This window comes from Mesorhizobium robiniae (genome assembly GCF_040545535.1).
GTDB lineage: Bacteria > Pseudomonadota > Alphaproteobacteria > Rhizobiales > Rhizobiaceae > Mesorhizobium > Mesorhizobium robiniae.
In genome coordinates, this window is the sequence record NZ_JBEPMC010000008.1 from 165,306 (window position 1) to 181,183 (window position 15,878).

Consider the following 15,878-nt stretch of genomic DNA (forward strand, 5'->3'; position numbering starts at 1 on the left):
ACCACTCAAGGAGCGGCACATGAAAAGGCAAAAGGTCGACGTGACCAATAAGTGGGGAGCCGCCATCGGCTATTCCAGGGCGGTCCGCGCCGGAAACGTCATTGTTGTATCGGGCACTTCCGCCTCTGGACCCGACGGTGCACTTCACCCCGGCGACGCGGAAAGGCAAACCATCGTGGTTCTCGAGCGCATCGACGCTGCCCTGCGCGAACTCGGCGCCTCGATAGACGATGTCGTCGAGACGCGTATTTTTCTTCGCGACATGAATGATTGGGAAGCCGTCGGCAGAGCCCACGGCGCGATCTTCGGCGACATTCGACCGGCAACGACGATGGTTCAGGCGGGAGCGCTCATCGACGAGAATCTTCTCGTTGAGATCGCCGCCACAGCCATCCTCACGAACTGAGAGAAGCCTCATGTCGAAGGACACCATCATTACTTGCGCGGTGACCGGCAGCCTGACGAGGCCGGAAGACAACCCCAATCTGCCGGTGACGCCGCAGCAGATCGCGGGCTCGGCGCTCGAGGCCGCCGATGCTGGCGCGGCAATCCTGCATCTTCACGTTCGCCACCCCGACGGCCGGCCGTCGATGGAACTCGATCACTACCGCGAACTCGTTCGGCTGATCCGCGCCAAGAACACCGAGGTGATCCTCAACATCACCACCGGCCCCGGTGGTCGGTTCCAGCCCGGTGAAGAGGATCCCAAAATTGCCGGTCCGCGGACGAATTTCGTGACGGCCGAACGCCGCGTCGAGCATATCCGCGATTTACGGCCCGACATCTGTACACTGGATCTCAATACGATGACGTTCGGCGGCGAGGTCGTCATCAACACGCCAACCAACGTCAGGAAAATGGCGGAGATCATCTACGACTGCGGGGTTCGGCCCGAGTTCGAGCTTTTCGACAGCGGAGACATCAATCTTCTCAACGATTTTCTCGCCAGCGGGGTGTTCCGCGGTCCGCCGCTCGCAAGCCTTGTGCTTGGCGTAAAATATGGCTTCGCGACGACGCCGGAGACCATGATGTTCGCCCGCAACATGCTGCCCAAGGACGCTATCTGGACGGGCTTTGGTATTGGCCGCGCCGCTTACCCGATGTTGATGCAGGCCTACCTGCTCGGGGGCCATGTGCGGATCGGCATGGAGGATACGATCCGGATGTCGAAAACCGAGCTCGTGAAGAGTAATGCCGAACTGGTCGCGAAGGCGAAATGGCTGCTGGAAGGCCTCGGCGCGACTATCGCCACCGCGGATTCGGCCCGATCTCAGCTCGGTTTGACGGCTTAGCCCGTAGCTTGAATGCAGTGACGTCGCGCGGAACCCGCCGCGAGCGGCAAGCACTGTACATAGCTTTGGGCGCGCTGAGATGGTTAGCCAGAAGGCAATTGGTCGAGCGCACTCCAACGATGATGTTTCGAATTGGCTGCGGCCCGGCATTGTCGCTCTGCCAGTGGGTGGCGCAGACGCGGCAGCGCCGGGCTTGGTTAGGCCCAGCCTAAGCAGAATTATCGAAAATCATTATTTGTGCATCGCACACAGCGTGCTTTGCTCCATCCGCCGGCTGAAAGAGAACACAAAGAACGTCAGGCGGCAGCCTTCGGCGATGCGTCCGAAGCGGGTTGTTTCGGTGCGGACAGCGCCTGACCTCAGAAAAAGACAGGGGAACGTGATGACGACAATAATCTCGAAGTTTCGCCGTGCCGCGCTTGCGGCCGGCATTGCGCTGAGCGCCCTTTCGGTGAGCCTCCACGCCGAAGCCGGCAGCTTGAAGCTGGGCATGACGACCTGGGTCGGATACGGCCCGCTCTTCCTTGCGCGTGACATGGGCTACTTTAAGGAAGGGGGCCTCGATGTCTCGCTCGAAATCATCGAGGAAGCATCGCTGTACATGGCGGCCGTCGCCGCTGGCGAGCTCGACGGCAGCGCCTCGACCATCGACGAAATCATGAAGTACCGCTCGAAGGATGTCTGCTTCAAATCGGTCTATGCCCTGGATGACAGCCACGGCGGCGACGGTGTCCTGGCGGCGAGCAGCGTCAAGAGTGTCGCCGACCTCAAGGGCATGGAGGTCGGGCTGAATGAAGGCTCGGTGTCGCAGTTCTGGTTCAACATCCTGCTCAAGCAGGCCGGTCTCAGCCAGGCCGATGTGAAGGTCACCAATATGACGGCGGATGATGCCGCCGCCGCCTTCATGGCCGATCGCATTCCCGTTGCCGTCACCTGGGAACCGCATCTGACGCTGGCCAAGAAGGAAAACAAGGGCCAGGTCCTGATCGACTCGTCGAAGACGCCCGGCCTGATCGTCGACGTGGTGGCGCTGAACTGCGACTACATCACGAAGAACCCAGGGGATGTCGAGGCGCTGGTGAAGGGGCTCTACAAGGCCAACGAGTTCATCAAGGAAAATCCCGAGAAAGCCTATGAAGTGATGGCCAAGGGCGTCGGCGGCTGGCTCAAGGATCCGAAGGACTTCGCCTCCTCCGCCGCGGGCGTGAACTTCTACGGCAAGGAGCGCAATGCGCAATTCTTCGCTGGTGGCGAGAGTGGTGAAGCCGGCAAGCTGATCAAGCTCGGCGGCGATGTCTGGGGCGGCTTCGGCAAGCTCAAGATGGACATCAAATACGACGACCTCGTCGATCCGTCCTTCCTGACAAAGTAATCTGGCCTCGCAAAGTGAGTTCGCTGGACCGCAGGCCGAGCCTATCGTCTGCGGTCTATCCAGACCAAAGGGTTTCCCTGTGACACTGGCACCGAATGCAACGTCTCCCGTCAGCCATGTCGTGACCTTGAGCGTCGATAAAAATCAGCCCGGCCGATCCGCCTGGAAAGCTGTCGCCACGCCGTTTCAGGCCGTGTCGCGCCCTCTCTCCATCACGCTCAGCGTCCTGGTCTGGTGTGCGGTCATCGGCGGCTGGTTCACTCTGACCTATTCCGGAGCGGTCAAGGAAATGTTCCTGCCGCGCCCGGAATCCGTCTTGTCCACCACCATCAGGATGGCGCTTGACGGCTCCTTGTGGGAGCATGTGCTCGCCAGCGTCCAGGTGGTGCTGATCGGTTTCGTCATTTCGAGCATCGTGGCGGTGCCGCTCGGCTTGACGATGGGCACCTACCGCATCGTCCAGGCGGCGCTCGATCCGCTCGTCAATTTCATCCGCTATCTGCCGGTGACGTCCTTCGTACCACTGTTCATCCTGTGGATCGGCATCGGCATCGAGCAGCGCGTGGCCGTCATCATCTTCGGCATCTTCTTCCAGCAGCTGGTGATGATCGCCGACAGCGCGCGCGGCGTTCAGCGTGACCTCGTCAACGCAGCCTATACGCTCGGCACGAAACGCGGCGACACGGTCTTCCACATCGTCTTTCCGGCCACGCTTCCGAACGTGCTCGACGTGCTGCGCGTCACCATGGGCTGGGCCTGGACCTATCTCGTCGTCGCCGAACTCGTCGCCGCGCGCAGCGGGCTTGGCTATATCTCGCTCAAGGCCATGCGCGGCTTTCAGGTCGACGTCATCTTCATGGCCATCGCCATGATCGGTATCCTTGGTCTGTGCACCGACCAATTGTTCCGGGGCATCCGCCGCCTCGTCGCTCCCTGGACCAATTGAGGAGGTCGCTGACATGGACACCCTTACTCTCACGACGAAACCAAAGACCTCCGACATCGGCGTTGACAATGTGGCCCTGCGCTACGGCACGGGCGACAACGCCGTGCTGGCGCTGGACGGCATCTCGTTCCATGTCGTGCCCAATGAGTTCTGCGTGATCGTCGGCCCATCCGGCTGCGGCAAATCGAGCCTGCTCTATCTCATTGCCGGCCTCGAGGAGCGCACCGGCGGCATGATCTCTGTTGGCGGCAAGCAGGTTACCGAGCCAGGCCCGGATCGCGGCATGGTGTTTCAGGCCTACACGCTGTTTCCCTGGCTCACCGTGGCGCAGAACGTCGAATACGGTCCGAAGCGCAAGGGCATGTCGGCGGTCGAGCGCAGGGCCCTCGTCGAGCATTTTCTCCAAGAGGTCGGCCTGGCTAAATTCGCCGACCATTATCCCTCGCAGCTGTCGGGCGGCATGAAGCAGCGCGTGGCGATAGCGCGTGCGCTCGCCAACGATCCGCAGGTGCTGCTGATGGACGAACCCTTCGGAGCGCTCGACAGCCAGACCCGGCACTCAATGCAGAAGCTTTTGCTGAGGATCTGGGACCATTCCAAGAAAACGGTTCTGTTCGTCACGCATGACATTGACGAGGCGATCCTGCTGGCGGACCGGGTGCTCGTCATGTCCGGCCGTCCCGGCCAGATCAAGAAGGAAATTCGCGTCAGCCTCCCGCGTCCGCGCAGCATGGACCTGGTCATGGAGCGAGACTTTATCGCCATGAAGCGGGAAATCCTCGAGCTCTTGAAGAACGACGAAGACGAAGAGCACTAGCAGGCAAGGCATGAGCAACGAGGCGGCGGAATTCGACTATATCGTCATCGGCGCGGGCTCGGCCGGTTGTGTCCTGGCCAACAGGCTGAGCGCTAACCTCGCTAACCGCGTCTGCCTGATCGAGGCTGGCGGCAGCGACGACCGCACAAGGGTGCGTGTGCCCGCCGGCATTCTCTCGCTCTACGGCAATCCGAACTTCGACTATGGTTACAAGGGCGTGCCGCAGCCGCTGCTCAACAACCGCCGCATACCGGTCAACCGCGGCAAGCTTCTTGGCGGGTCGAGTTCGATCAATTCCATGGTCTATATTCGCGGCGCCGCCCAGGATTACGATGAGTGGGAAGCGCTTGGCTGCGCGGGCTGGTCTTATGCCGATGTGCTGCCGGTGTTCAAGAGACTGGAGCGGAACCTTCTGTCGCAGAACCCGACCTATCACGGCTTCGACGGCGAACTGCTGGTCGACAATCCGCGTGATCCCAACGCCGTATCCAGCCTCTGGGTAGAGGCGGGCCGGGACGTGGGCCTGCCCGAAAACCGCGACTTCAACGGCGATGGCCAATTCGGCCTCGGCATCTATAACGTCACCCAGAACAAGGGCGAGCGCTTCTCGGCCTATGCAGCCTTCATTCGTCCGGTTCTTAGCCGCCCGAACCTCCAGGTCCTGTCAGGCGTCGAGGTGCTTGACCTGGCAGTCGAAAGCGGGCGCGTCACCGGCGTCAATGTGATCAGGGACGGAGCAGCCCAAAGGCTGTCTTGCCGCGCTGAAGTTGTGCTCAGCGCAGGCGCGATCGGGTCGCCGCGCATCCTGCTTGCTTCCGGCATCGGCCCGGCCGACGAACTGAAGGCGGCGGGGGTAGAACCGGTCATGAACGTGCCGGGCGTCGGCAAGAATTTGCGGGACCATGTCGACGGCATGATCACGGTGCGGTCGAACAGCACCAGGACGCTCGGCCTGTCGCTCGCCAATCTGCCGGCGATGCTGGTGGCGCCCTTTCAGTATTTCGTCCGGCGCAAGGGCATGCTGACGACCAATTACGTCGAGGCCGGCGGCTTCGCTAAGACGAAATATGCCGGCGATATTCCCGATGTCCAATTCCACTTTGTTCCCGGCTATCGCAGCCATCGCGGCCGGCTCGTCGAATATGGCCATGGCTATGCCGTGCACACCTGCGTGCTGAGACCCGGAAGCGTTGGCGAAATCACGCTTGAGCGTGACGGCACCCGCCGCAACGTGCTGATTGATCACCGCTTCTTCAGCGACGAGCAGGATGCTCTGACCCTTGGTGAAGGCATCAAGCTGGCACGCTCGATCCTGGCCTCGCCAGTCTTTGCCGATATTCGCGGAGCGGAAATCCTGCCGGGACCCGATGTCGTCACCGATAACGAAATCCTCGCCTATCTGCGTGCCGAGGCGCTCACCGTCTATCATCCGGTCGGCACGGCCAAGATGGGCACCGACACCATGGCAGTGGTCGATCCCGCCGGCCTCAAGGTGCGCGGCTACGACAATCTGCGTGTGGCGGACGCCTCAATCATGCCGACGCTGATTGGCGGCAACACCAATGCGCCGTCCATGATGATCGGCGAAAAAGCAGCCAGGGCGATGCTGTCGTAGTCTCTCGTTGCCAGCCTCCTGGGCATTTAGGGACAAGCTAACCACTGCCACGTGAAATCGTAATTTTCGCTATCGAGTCCCTCCAGTACACCAGCAATCTGAGCTGCTCGCATCCGCAGAAACTCTTGGGGGGAAAGGACGCAGAAATGTCGGTGGAAAAAATAGACACGCTTGTCGTCGGCGGTGGCCAGGCGGGGGTGGCTATGTCTGAGCATCTGAGCAAATGCGGCGTGCCGCATCTCGTTCTCGAGCGTGGCCGGATCGCCGAGCGCTGGCGTTCGCAGCGGTGGGATTCGCTCGTTGCCAATGGGCCGGCCTGGCATGACCGTTTCCCGGGCATGGAATTTCCCGTGACGGGTCCTGACGGCTTTCCCTCCAAGGAAGAGGTTGCCGACTATTTCGCCGCCTATGCAAGGCAGATCAAGGCGCCGATCCGCTGCGGCGTCGAGGTCAGGCTCGCGCAAAGAAATGTCGGTCGACCCGGGTTCCGCGTCGAGACGTCGGACGGGGTGATCGAAGCCAACAGCATCGTCGCGGCGACCGGACCTTTCCAGGTCCCGGTCATCCCCGCCCTTGTCCCCGACAATGTAGGCATTCTGCAGATTCATTCTAGCGCGTATCGCAACCCAGGACAGTTGCCGAAGGGCGCGGTGCTGGTGGTCGGGGCGGGATCGTCGGGCGTGCAGATCGCCGATGAGCTTCAGCGCTCGGGGCGGCGCGTCTACCTCTCGGTCGGCCCGCACGACCGCCCGCCACGCGCCTATCGCGGGCGCGATTTCTGCTGGTGGCTTGGCGTTCTCGGCAAATGGGACCTCGAAACCCCGGGGCCTGGCACGGAACATGTCACGATCGCGGTGAGCGGCGCGCGTGGCGGCGAGACGATTGATTTCCGTCGACTGGCCGCGCAGGGGCTTACCCTTGTTGGCATGACCAAGACATATCAGGACGGCGTGCTGACTTTCGCGCCCGACCTGGCGAAGAACATCGCTCGCGGTGACGCCAACCTGATGTCGCTGCTGGACGAGGCCGACGCCTATGTTGCCCGCAACGGTCTGGACCTGCCGCAGGAGCCCACGGCCCGTCGGATCGACCCGGATCCCGACTGCTTGACCAATCCGCTTCGTGAGCTCGATCTGGCCGAAGCCGGGATAGCGGCGATCGTCTGGGCGACAGGTTTTTCCGTCGACTACAGCTGGCTGAAGGTCGATGCCTTTGACGAGAAGGGCCGGCCAAGGCATCAGCGCGGCGTCTCGACCGAGCCTGGAATCTATTTTCTCGGCCTGCCTTGGCAGTCGCGAAGAGGGTCGAGTTTCATCTGGGGTGTCTGGCATGATGCCAAGCATGTCGCAGACCGGATTTCGACGCAGCGCAAATATCTGGCCTACCATGCCGCCGCACGGCGCGAGCTTGTGGACGCCTGACAGACGCTGACGACAGCTGCCAGCCCGACCTGATGGAGACCAAGATGGCGCATACGAGAATTCGCAAGTTCAACACCAAGGACACCTATCCCGAGCAGAAACTCGACAATGATCTGTGCCAGGCGGTCGTCACGTGGGGCGGCCGGACGGTCTATCTGCGTGGCCAATGCCCTCAGGATCTCGAAACGGCCAAGAATATCGACAGCCACGATCCGGCTGAGCAGACGCACAAGGTGATGCAGAACATCAGGCAGCTTATCGAAGAGTGCGGCGGCACTATGGAGCACCTGGTCAAGGTGGTCGTCTATATCACCGATGTGCGCCATCGCGAGGCGGTCTACCGCACCATGGGCGAGTACATTAAAGGCGTGTATCCCGTTTCGACCGGCCTCGTCGTGCAGGCCCTGGCGCGGCCGGAATGGCTGGTCGAGATCGACGGAACCGCCGTCATTCCGGACTGATGCCATGACCTTCTCCATTGTCGCGCGGTGCAGCCGCACCGGCATGTTCGGCGTTGCGGTGTCGTCTTCCTCTCCGGCGGTAGCGGCGCGCTGCGCCTTTGCGCAGGCAGGCGTGGGGGCGGTCGCGAGCCAGAACGTCACCGATCCGACGCTCGGCACCAAGGGGCTCGAACTGTTGGCGCGCGGTGCCTCGGCCGCGGAGGCGGTCGCCATCCTGAAGCGCACCGGCGCCTATAGCGACTACCGGCAGGTGCTGGCCGTCGATGCCGCCGGGACCACCGCGATCCATTCCGGGCCTAAGGCGCTCGGCATCTGGGCGGAAGCGCGTGCGGACAATGCCGCCTGCGGCGGCAACATGCTGGCCCATGACGGCGTGCCGCACGCCATGGTCGAAGCCTTCCTCGCCTCGGAAGGGCATCTCGGCGACCGCCTGATCGCGACCATGCGCGCCGCGCTGAAGGCGGGTGGCGAGGCGGGTCCGGTCCACTCGGCTGGAATGAAGCTGGTGCGCGAGGTCGCATGGCCCGTCGCGGACCTGCGCTGCGACTGGAGCGACAGCTGCCCAATCGAGGAACTGGCGGCTTTGTGGGATCGCTACAAGCTGCAACTCGATGCCTATGTCACTCGCGCGATCAATCCGTCCGACGCGCCGAGCTACGGCGTGCCGGGCGACGAGTAGCCGGCACGCGAGTAGCCGGCACACAGGGGAGGCATCCGCATGAGCGAACTCAGTCACAAGGACTGGATCGGCAAGGCGTCCGCGATCCGTTTTCGCGACAAGGCGTTCATTGACGGCAAGACGGTTGCCGCGCGGTCAGGCAGAACCTTCGCCAGCATCAATCCGGCCACCGGCGAAACACTTGCCGAGGTGGCGTCGTGCGGCGAGGAGGATATCGATCTTGCCGTTGCCGTGGCGCGCCGCAGTTTCGAGGCCGGTGTCTGGTCACGCACGAGCCCGACGCACCGCAAAGAGGTGATGCTGCGGCTAGCGCGGCTGCTGCGCGAAAACCTGCAGGAGCTTGCCCTGCTCGAGTCGCTCGACATGGGCAAGCTTGTCACGGATGCTGCGACTGTCGATGTCCCGGGTTCTGCGGCGATCTTCCAGTGGTATGGCGAAGCCATCGACAAGATCTACGACGAAGTGGCGCCGACCGGCGGGAGCGATTTGGTGTTGGTGCGGCGCGAGCCGCTCGGCGTGATCGGCGCCGTGGTGCCGTGGAATTTCCCGCTCGACATGGCGACCTGGAAATGTGCGCCCGCGCTGGCGGCGGGCAATTCGGTGGTGCTGAAGCCGGCCGAGCAGTCGCCTTTCTCGGCGCTCAGGCTGGCGGAACTCGCCATGGAGGCGGGCCTGCCCGCCGGCGTGCTCAATGTCGTGCCTGGCCTTGGTGAGACGGCCGGCCAGGCGCTCGGCCGCCACATGGATGTCGATTGCCTTGCCTTCACCGGATCGACCTCGGTCGGCAAGATGTTCTTGCAGTATTCGGGTCAGTCAAACATGAAGCAGGTCTGGCTCGAAACCGGCGGCAAGAGCCCGAACCTGGTCTTCGCCGATTGCGGCGATCTCGATGCGGCAGCCGACATGGCGGCGTTCGGCATCTTCTTTAACCAGGGCGAGGTCTGTTCGGCCAATTCGCGCCTGCTCGTGCAACGCGGCATCAAGGATGCCTTCGTGGAGAGACTGGCTGAGCGCGCGGCCGCCACCCAGCCTGGCGATCCGCTCGACCCGACCTCGAAAATGGGCGCCATGGTCGATGCCCGCCACGCCGCCAACGTCATGCGCTTCGTCGAGGCCGGCAAGAAGACCGCGCGTCTAGTCGCCGGCGGCGATCGGGTCACGGTCAACGGCCGCGGCAGCTTCATACAGCCCACCATCTTCGACAATGTTGCCCATGACGACCCAATTGCTAGGGATGAGATATTCGGACCGGTGCTTTCGGTCATTGCCTTCGATGATGAAGAGGAAGCTATCCGCATTGCCAATGACAGCCCGTACGGGCTGGCCGCATCGCTGTGGACCGACAGCCTTTCGCGCGCGCACCGCGTCGCCGGCCGGCTGCGCGCCGGCACGGTTTCCGTCAACACGGTCGATGCGCTGAGCCCGATGACGCCGTTCGGCGGTGTCAAGCAATCGGGCTTTGGCCGCGACCTGTCGCTGCATGCACTGGACAAGTACACCGCGCTGAAAACGACATGGATCAAATACTGAAGCCGCGCGGGCGCTTGATCGCGGCGCCCAAACCGGCGACATAGAAGCCCATGCCGCTACGCTTCACCCTGAGACAACTGGAATATTTCGTCGCCGTCGGCGAAGCCGGGTCCATTACCAAGGCGGCCGAGCAGGTCAATGTTTCGCCGCCTTCGATCTCGGCGTCCATCGCGCAGCTCGAGGCTGAATTCGGCGTCCAGCTTTTTGTGCGCAAGCATTCGCATGGCCTGTCGCTCACGGCCGGCGGGCGCGTTTTTCTCAAGGAGGCCGCCAGGCTGCTGGCCGACGCCGACGCTCTGCACGATATTGCCGGCGACATCGCCGAGAAGGTGCGTGGGCCGCTGGCGGTCGGATGCCTGCTGACCTTCGCGCAGATCGTCATGCCGACCCTGCGCATGAAGTTCGAGCGCGCCTATCCCGAGGTGCGGTTCCGACAATTCGAACGCAACCAGGGGCAGTTGCTCGAAATGTTGCAGCGAGGCGAAATCGACGCAGCACTCACCTACGATCTCGAGCTGTCGCAGGACACGACGTTCGAACCTCTGATGCTGGTGCCGGCCTATGTCATGCTGCCACAGGGGCACCGCTTCGCCGGCAAGGCTTCCATCACGCCGGAAGAGCTGGCCGACGAGCCGATGGTGCTGCTCGACCTGCCATATAGCCGCGAATATTTCCTCTCGGCCTTTCATTCGCGGGGGATCCGGCCGAACATTGCCGAGCGCACCGGCGACATCGCGGTAATGCGTTCGATGGTTGCGAACGGCTTCGGCTATGGCATCGCCAACATGCGGCCGCTCAACACGCTGGCGCCAGACGGCAAGCCGCTGGTCTTCGTGCCCCTGGAGGGGGATTTGCGGCCTCTGACCATGGGGGTTGCATTGCCCAACGCCGAGCACCGCACCCAGACAGTGCAGGCATTCATCGATCATTGCCGCCGTTTCGTCGTCGAACAGGGCGTGTTCGGCAGCGGGCGGGTCGTGGAATAGAGCAATTCTAGGAAAAGTGTGGAACGGTTTTCCCACAGGAATTGCGTCAAAACGAAGAGATCCCGCGACGACCTATCAGGCAGTCTGAAGCCGGTGACCAGCAAGCTGCCGCAGCAGATTGTCCAGCATGTCGTCGCAGCGGCGCATCTGTTCGACGCTGACGAATTCGTCCGGTCTGTGCCCTTGCGCCATCGAGCCCGGTCCGCACACGATGGTCGGCGTGCCGAGGTCGCGGCTGAACAATCCGCCTTCGGTGCCGAAGGCAACCTTGATGGTATCGTTGGCGCCGGTCAACGATTTGACGAAGGCTACGGCCTGCGAGTTCGCCGGCGTGTCCAGCCCTGGGTAGGTGTTGGTGATATCGATGTCGATGGCCGCCTCTGGCGCGATCGTTAAAGCCGCAGCGGCAATGCGCGCTGCCGTCGCGCGCAGCCCATCGAGGATTTGGTCGGGATTGTCGGCCGCGACGTTGCGGATCTCAAAGTCGATCTGGCAGAGATTTGGCACGATGTTGAGCGCCACGCCGGCATTCATCTTGCCGACATGGACCGTCGTGTAGGGAATGTCATAGTCGCCGTCGCGCGCGCCATCGCTGGCCAGCCGATGCTGTTCTTGGCGCAGTGCGGAGACGAAGTCGCACCCCAGATGAATGGCATTGAGTGCCAAGGGGGCCAGCGCCGAATGGCCTTCCCGCCCTCTGCAGATGGCGCGCGCCGCAAGCTTGCCCTTGTGGCCGGTCGCAACCTGCATATTGGTCGGCTCGCCGACGATGCACAGCAATGGCCGATGCGGCGCAGCCTGCAACATGTCGATCAGGCTGTGCACGCCGATGCAGCCGACCTCTTCGTCGTAGGAAAGCGCAAGATGCAAGGGCGTTTGCAGGCTCATTTTCGAAGCCTTAAGACAGGCCGCGAGCGCGCATGCCACGAAACCCTTCATGTCGGCCGTGCCGCGGCCGTAAAGTCTGCCGTCTCGCGCGGCCAGCTCGAAAGGCGGCAGTGTCCATTCCTGGCCGTCGATAGGGACGACATCGGTATGGCCGGACAGCATGACGCCGGGAGCGTCGGCCGGCCCGATGGTGGCGAAAAGGTTCGCCTTATGGCCGTCCGCGCTGCGGATGATCTGGCATGCAAGGCCCTGTGCCGCTAGCAACTCCGTCACGTAGCCGATGAGGTCGAGGTTCGAAACGCGGCTCACCGTCGGGAATGCGATCAGCTTTTCAAGGATTCGGATGCTGTCCATGCGTTGTATGTCTCATTGGCCGTGCACGCTATCTAGCATCGCGTGGCCGCGATGCTGAAGTCGCATTTGGCTCAGCCGGGATTCACCGGATGCTAATCCAGGCGGCGGGGGCTGATTAGGCGCGTCCTAATCGGCACAGAAGAAATCTGTAGTTTTCCGGCACGCGCCGCAACTTATGAGTAGGTTCACGGCATCTGCTCACCGGGCAGATCGGCTTGCGTCAAGGTTTGAACCCACGCATGCCGCGATACGACGCTGGCAGGAAGGAAGCACCATGCGTGATCCACGCTACGACATTCTGTTCGAACCTGTGAAGATCGGTCCGGTGACCGCCAAGAACCGCTTCTACCAGGTACCGCACTGCAATGGCGGCGGCTATCGCGATCCGTCGGCCGCGGCCGAGATGCGGCGCATCAAGTCGGAAGGCGGCTGGGGTGTCATCTTCACCGAGCAGACCGAGATGCACCACACCTCGGAGATCACGCCGTTCATCGAGCTCAGGCTGTGGGACGACGCCGATATCCCGGCGCTCGCCAGAATGGCCAAGGCCATGCACCAGCATGGCGCGCTGGCTGGCATCCAGCTGGCCTATTCCGGTATCAACGGCCCGAACCTCTACACCAAGGAAGTGCCGCGCGGACCGTCGGCTTTGCCCATCCGCACCTTCACCAATGACCCGGTTCAGGCACGCGCCATGGACAAGCAGGATATACGCGACCTGCGCCGCTGGCATCGCAATGCCTTCAAACGCGCCAAGCTGGCGGGTTTCGACCTGGTCTGTCTCTACGGCGCGCATGGCTTCGGCGTCATCCAGCACTTCCTGTCGACCGCCACCAACCAGCGCAGCGACGAATATGGCGGCTCGCTGGAAAACCGCTCGCGGCTGATGCGGGAGCTGATTGAGGAGGGCAGGGACGCCATCGGCGACACTTGCGGCCTGACGCTGCGGCTGTCGCTGGACGAGATGATCGGCGAGCTTGGCTTCGCCAATTCCGAAGTGCGCGACATGATCGAAATGCATGCCGATCTGCCCGACCTTTGGGACTTGGCGCATGGCGCCTGGGAGGACTGCTCCGGGCCGTCGCGGTTCAAGGAGGAGGGCGCGCAGGAGAGCTTGGTGTCAGGAATCAAGACGCTGACCTCGAAGCCGGTGGTCGGCGTCGGGCGCTTCACGTCGCCGGATGTGATGGTGAAGATGATCAAGTCCGGTACGCTGGATTTCATCGGCTGTGCGCGCCCATCCATCGCCGATCCCTTCCTGCCGAAGAAGGTTGAAGAGGGGCGGATCGAGGACATTCGCGAGTGCATCGGCTGCAACATCTGCATCACCGGTGACATGACCATGTCGATCTCGCGCTGCACGCAGAACCCGACCTTCATGGAGGAGTGGCGCAAGGGCTGGCATCCGGAGCGAATGCAGGCCAAGGGCGACAGCGACAGCGTGCTGATCGTCGGCGCCGGTCCCGCCGGGCTCGAGGCCGCCCGTGCACTCGGCCTGCGCGGCTATCAGGTGGCGATCGCCGAGGCCGGCAACGAGCTCGGCGGCCGCGTGGCGCGCGAGTGCCGCCTGCCTGGTCTCTCCGCCTGGGGTCGCGTACGCGACTATCGCCAGTATCAGCTCAGCCAGATGTCCAATGTCGACGTCTATTTCGAAAGCCGATTGTCGGCCGAGGACATCCTCGCCTTCGGCTTCCAGAACATCGCCATCGCCACTGGCTCGACATGGCGCCGCGACGGCGTGGCGCGCGCGCATGTCGTGCCGATGCCCGTGGACCCAGCCATGCCGCTCTATACCCCGGACGACCTGATGGGCGGAAAAGTTCCGACCGGCAAAGTCGTGTTGTTCGACGACGACCACTACTACATGGGTGGCGTTCTGGCAGAGCTTATGACGCGCCGGGGCGCGAAGGTGACGCTGGTGACGCCGTCCGCCTATGTGTCCGACTGGACCCGCAACACGCTGGAGCAAGGCGCCATCCATCGCCGGCTGGCCGAGCTCGGCGTCGAGATCGTGCTGAACCGGACCGTGACGCGCGTGGTGCCGGGAGGCGTTGCCACCGCCTGCGCCTACACCGGTGCCGAACGCGACATTGCCGCCGACGCCGTGGTGCTGGTGACGTCGCGCCAACAGGACGACCAGGTCTGGCGCACCCTGAAAGCGCGGCGCGACGAATGGGCCGACAATGGCATTCGCTCGATCAAGGTCATAGGCGATGCCGAGGCGCCAGGTCCGATCGCCTGGGCGACCTATGCCGGACACCGATTCGCGCGCGAACTGGACGAAGACGATATCGGTGATGCGCTGCCGTTCCGCCGTGAAGTGACGGCTTTGGCGGCGGGCTGGGCTGATGGCATGGCTTGATAGGGAAATGACGCCGCCACAAGCCGATAGTGTTTCGCGCTAGCGTGTCGAAATCTGATGTCGGGATTAATCGCAAGACAGTACGGAACGATACTGAAAACTTTCTAATTGTGCCCAGAATTGCTAAGGATGGAAGTGCAGACGATTGTCGGACTGACCATCTCGTCTGCGCCAGAAAACACCGCTGCATCGCCCAGGGACGCCGTCGTTCCACCCAAGGGCATTTCTGTGCTTGAGTCTGTGCGGCCATCGACGCTCCGCCGTGCAGGCAGGCTGGTGATGCCAAACCGCTGAAGATGACGGAGGGCGCGACCGGCGCGGTCAGCGCCCGAGGCGGTTTGTTTTTGACGATCGTCCCGGATCGCGCGAAGACCGTTCAGGCGCGTGGCTGACATTCAAGCGCAATCGCTGTTATCGGGTTCGCCAGACCATACGAGATCATACGAGAGATATGGGTTGGCGAACCATCCGCTAACGTATTGATTTCCGCTGGAAAACGGTGACCCTCCGGGCCCACCATAGCACCTACGTAACTAATTGATTTTGCCGTATATATCTGGGGTGGCCTACAATGTGGACTCGAACCCCTCTTTCCGACCAAGCACTAGTTGGTCCCACGTCTGCCGGTTGCAATGATAGACTGGACGGAACGAGGCGGAAAGCCAACCAAGTCAATGCTTAAGACCCGGCTCACTTTCCCATGCTGTACCGAATGCATTCGTCGAGACTGCCTAGAACACGGCAATGTGGTGTGACACGAGGCTGGGCGGCGAACAGCACTCCTGGGCGAGGAGGCATTCCCCCACGGCGTCAGAGGAGTGGGGGAGCGATGGTAGCGGGAGAGGGACTTGAACCCCCGACCCCAGGATTATGATTCCCGTGCTCTAACCAACTGAGCTACCCCGCCAGGGCGGCGAAGGCCCGAAATCCACCTTAAATCAGAAGGCATGTCGAAGCGTTCGCCAAGGTCGGGCGGATATAAGGTTGGGAGGCCAAGCCTGTCAAGCATCGATGCTGCCGCATATTCTGTCGCTTCGGGCCGGATACCGGAAAGCACGATGCGAAGGTCCAAAGTCGTGAGGCGCGAACTTTGTGCGTCCAAGCGGACGCGGGTCGCTCCAATTGCCGAAAAGCCTTGCCGGGCAGGAATTTGAG

13 protein-coding genes and 1 tRNA gene are annotated in these 15,878 nt (G+C 62.5%); 12 read left to right on the forward strand and 2 right to left on the reverse strand.

Annotation, left to right across the window (positions count from 1 at the left end; all coding sequences use genetic code 11):
- Positions 1-19 precede the first annotated feature (19 nt).
- The 11 genes from ABID19_RS22390 (at position 20) to ABID19_RS22440 (ending at position 11,119) form a co-directional block, all read left to right on the forward strand.
- Positions 20-406 (forward strand): RidA family protein, encoded by a 387-nt coding sequence (locus tag ABID19_RS22390; protein ID WP_354493144.1) that lies wholly within the window; start codon positions 20-22, stop codon positions 404-406.
- Positions 407-416: 10 nt separating this feature from the next.
- The gene (locus ABID19_RS22395; protein WP_354493145.1) at positions 417-1,292 is read left to right on the forward strand and encodes a beta-keto acid cleavage family enzyme; all 876 of its coding nucleotides are present in this window, start codon (positions 417-419) and stop codon (positions 1,290-1,292) included.
- A 382-nt stretch (positions 1,293-1,674) separates the two neighbouring features.
- A complete protein-coding gene (locus ABID19_RS22400) occupies positions 1,675-2,664 on the forward strand; it encodes an ABC transporter substrate-binding protein (RefSeq protein ID WP_354493146.1) in 990 nt (329 codons plus the stop codon).
- Between the two features lie 79 nt (positions 2,665-2,743).
- A complete protein-coding gene (locus ABID19_RS22405) occupies positions 2,744-3,610 on the forward strand; it encodes an ABC transporter permease (protein ID WP_354493147.1) in 867 nt (288 codons plus the stop codon).
- 13 nt (positions 3,611-3,623) lie between these two features.
- A complete protein-coding gene (locus ABID19_RS22410; RefSeq protein WP_354493148.1) occupies positions 3,624-4,427 on the forward strand; it encodes an ABC transporter ATP-binding protein in 804 nt (267 codons plus the stop codon).
- Positions 4,428-4,437: 10 nt separating this feature from the next.
- On the forward strand, positions 4,438-6,042 hold the full coding sequence (locus tag ABID19_RS22415) for a GMC family oxidoreductase (protein ID WP_354493149.1): 1,605 nt from the start codon (positions 4,438-4,440) through the stop codon (positions 6,040-6,042).
- Positions 6,043-6,188: 146 nt separating this feature from the next.
- On the forward strand, positions 6,189-7,463 hold the full coding sequence (locus tag ABID19_RS22420; RefSeq protein ID WP_354493150.1) for a flavin-containing monooxygenase: 1,275 nt from the start codon (positions 6,189-6,191) through the stop codon (positions 7,461-7,463).
- Positions 7,464-7,507: 44 nt separating this feature from the next.
- The gene (locus ABID19_RS22425; protein WP_354493151.1) at positions 7,508-7,924 is read left to right on the forward strand and encodes a RidA family protein; all 417 of its coding nucleotides are present in this window, start codon (positions 7,508-7,510) and stop codon (positions 7,922-7,924) included.
- A 4-nt stretch (positions 7,925-7,928) separates the two neighbouring features.
- Positions 7,929-8,603 (forward strand): DUF1028 domain-containing protein, encoded by a 675-nt coding sequence (locus ABID19_RS22430; RefSeq protein WP_354493152.1) that lies wholly within the window; start codon positions 7,929-7,931, stop codon positions 8,601-8,603.
- Positions 8,604-8,642: 39 nt separating this feature from the next.
- Positions 8,643-10,133, forward strand: a complete 1,491-nt coding sequence (locus tag ABID19_RS22435; RefSeq protein WP_354493153.1) for an aldehyde dehydrogenase — start codon at positions 8,643-8,645, stop codon at positions 10,131-10,133.
- 50 nt (positions 10,134-10,183) lie between these two features.
- On the forward strand, positions 10,184-11,119 hold the full coding sequence (locus ABID19_RS22440; RefSeq protein ID WP_091581784.1) for a LysR family transcriptional regulator: 936 nt from the start codon (positions 10,184-10,186) through the stop codon (positions 11,117-11,119).
- A gap of 75 nt (positions 11,120-11,194) precedes the next feature.
- On the opposite strand, the gene argE is transcribed toward ABID19_RS22440, so the two are convergent.
- The gene (gene argE / locus ABID19_RS22445) at positions 11,195-12,361 is read right to left on the reverse strand and encodes an acetylornithine deacetylase (protein ID WP_354493154.1); all 1,167 of its coding nucleotides are present in this window, start codon (positions 12,359-12,361) and stop codon (positions 11,195-11,197) included.
- A 274-nt stretch (positions 12,362-12,635) separates the two neighbouring features.
- Between argE and ABID19_RS22450 the strand changes: the two genes are divergently transcribed.
- Entirely contained in the window at positions 12,636-14,723 is a 2,088-nt protein-coding gene (locus tag ABID19_RS22450; RefSeq protein WP_354493155.1) for an oxidoreductase, read from the forward strand.
- A gap of 830 nt (positions 14,724-15,553) precedes the next feature.
- Here ABID19_RS22450 and ABID19_RS22455 read toward each other — a convergent pair.
- A tRNA-Met gene (locus tag ABID19_RS22455) sits at positions 15,554-15,630 on the reverse strand.
- Between the last annotated feature and the right edge of the window lie 248 nt (positions 15,631-15,878).

Coding starts and splice junctions, on each gene's coding strand:
- ABID19_RS22390 (WP_354493144.1), top strand. CDS start 20: ATGAAAAGGCAAAAGGTCGACGTGACCAATAAGTGGGGAGCCGCCATC.
- ABID19_RS22395 (WP_354493145.1), top strand. CDS start 417: ATGTCGAAGGACACCATCATTACTTGCGCGGTGACCGGCAGCCTGACG.
- ABID19_RS22400 (WP_354493146.1), top strand. CDS start 1,675: ATGACGACAATAATCTCGAAGTTTCGCCGTGCCGCGCTTGCGGCCGGC.
- ABID19_RS22410 (WP_354493148.1), top strand. CDS start 3,624: ATGGACACCCTTACTCTCACGACGAAACCAAAGACCTCCGACATCGGC.
- ABID19_RS22415 (WP_354493149.1), top strand. CDS start 4,438: ATGAGCAACGAGGCGGCGGAATTCGACTATATCGTCATCGGCGCGGGC.
- ABID19_RS22420 (WP_354493150.1), top strand. CDS start 6,189: ATGTCGGTGGAAAAAATAGACACGCTTGTCGTCGGCGGTGGCCAGGCG.
- ABID19_RS22425 (WP_354493151.1), top strand. CDS start 7,508: ATGGCGCATACGAGAATTCGCAAGTTCAACACCAAGGACACCTATCCC.
- ABID19_RS22430 (WP_354493152.1), top strand. CDS start 7,929: ATGACCTTCTCCATTGTCGCGCGGTGCAGCCGCACCGGCATGTTCGGC.
- ABID19_RS22435 (WP_354493153.1), top strand. CDS start 8,643: ATGAGCGAACTCAGTCACAAGGACTGGATCGGCAAGGCGTCCGCGATC.
- ABID19_RS22440 (WP_091581784.1), top strand. CDS start 10,184: ATGCCGCTACGCTTCACCCTGAGACAACTGGAATATTTCGTCGCCGTC.
- argE (WP_354493154.1), bottom strand. CDS start 12,361: ATGGACAGCATCCGAATCCTTGAAAAGCTGATCGCATTCCCGACGGTG.
- ABID19_RS22450 (WP_354493155.1), top strand. CDS start 12,636: ATGCGTGATCCACGCTACGACATTCTGTTCGAACCTGTGAAGATCGGT.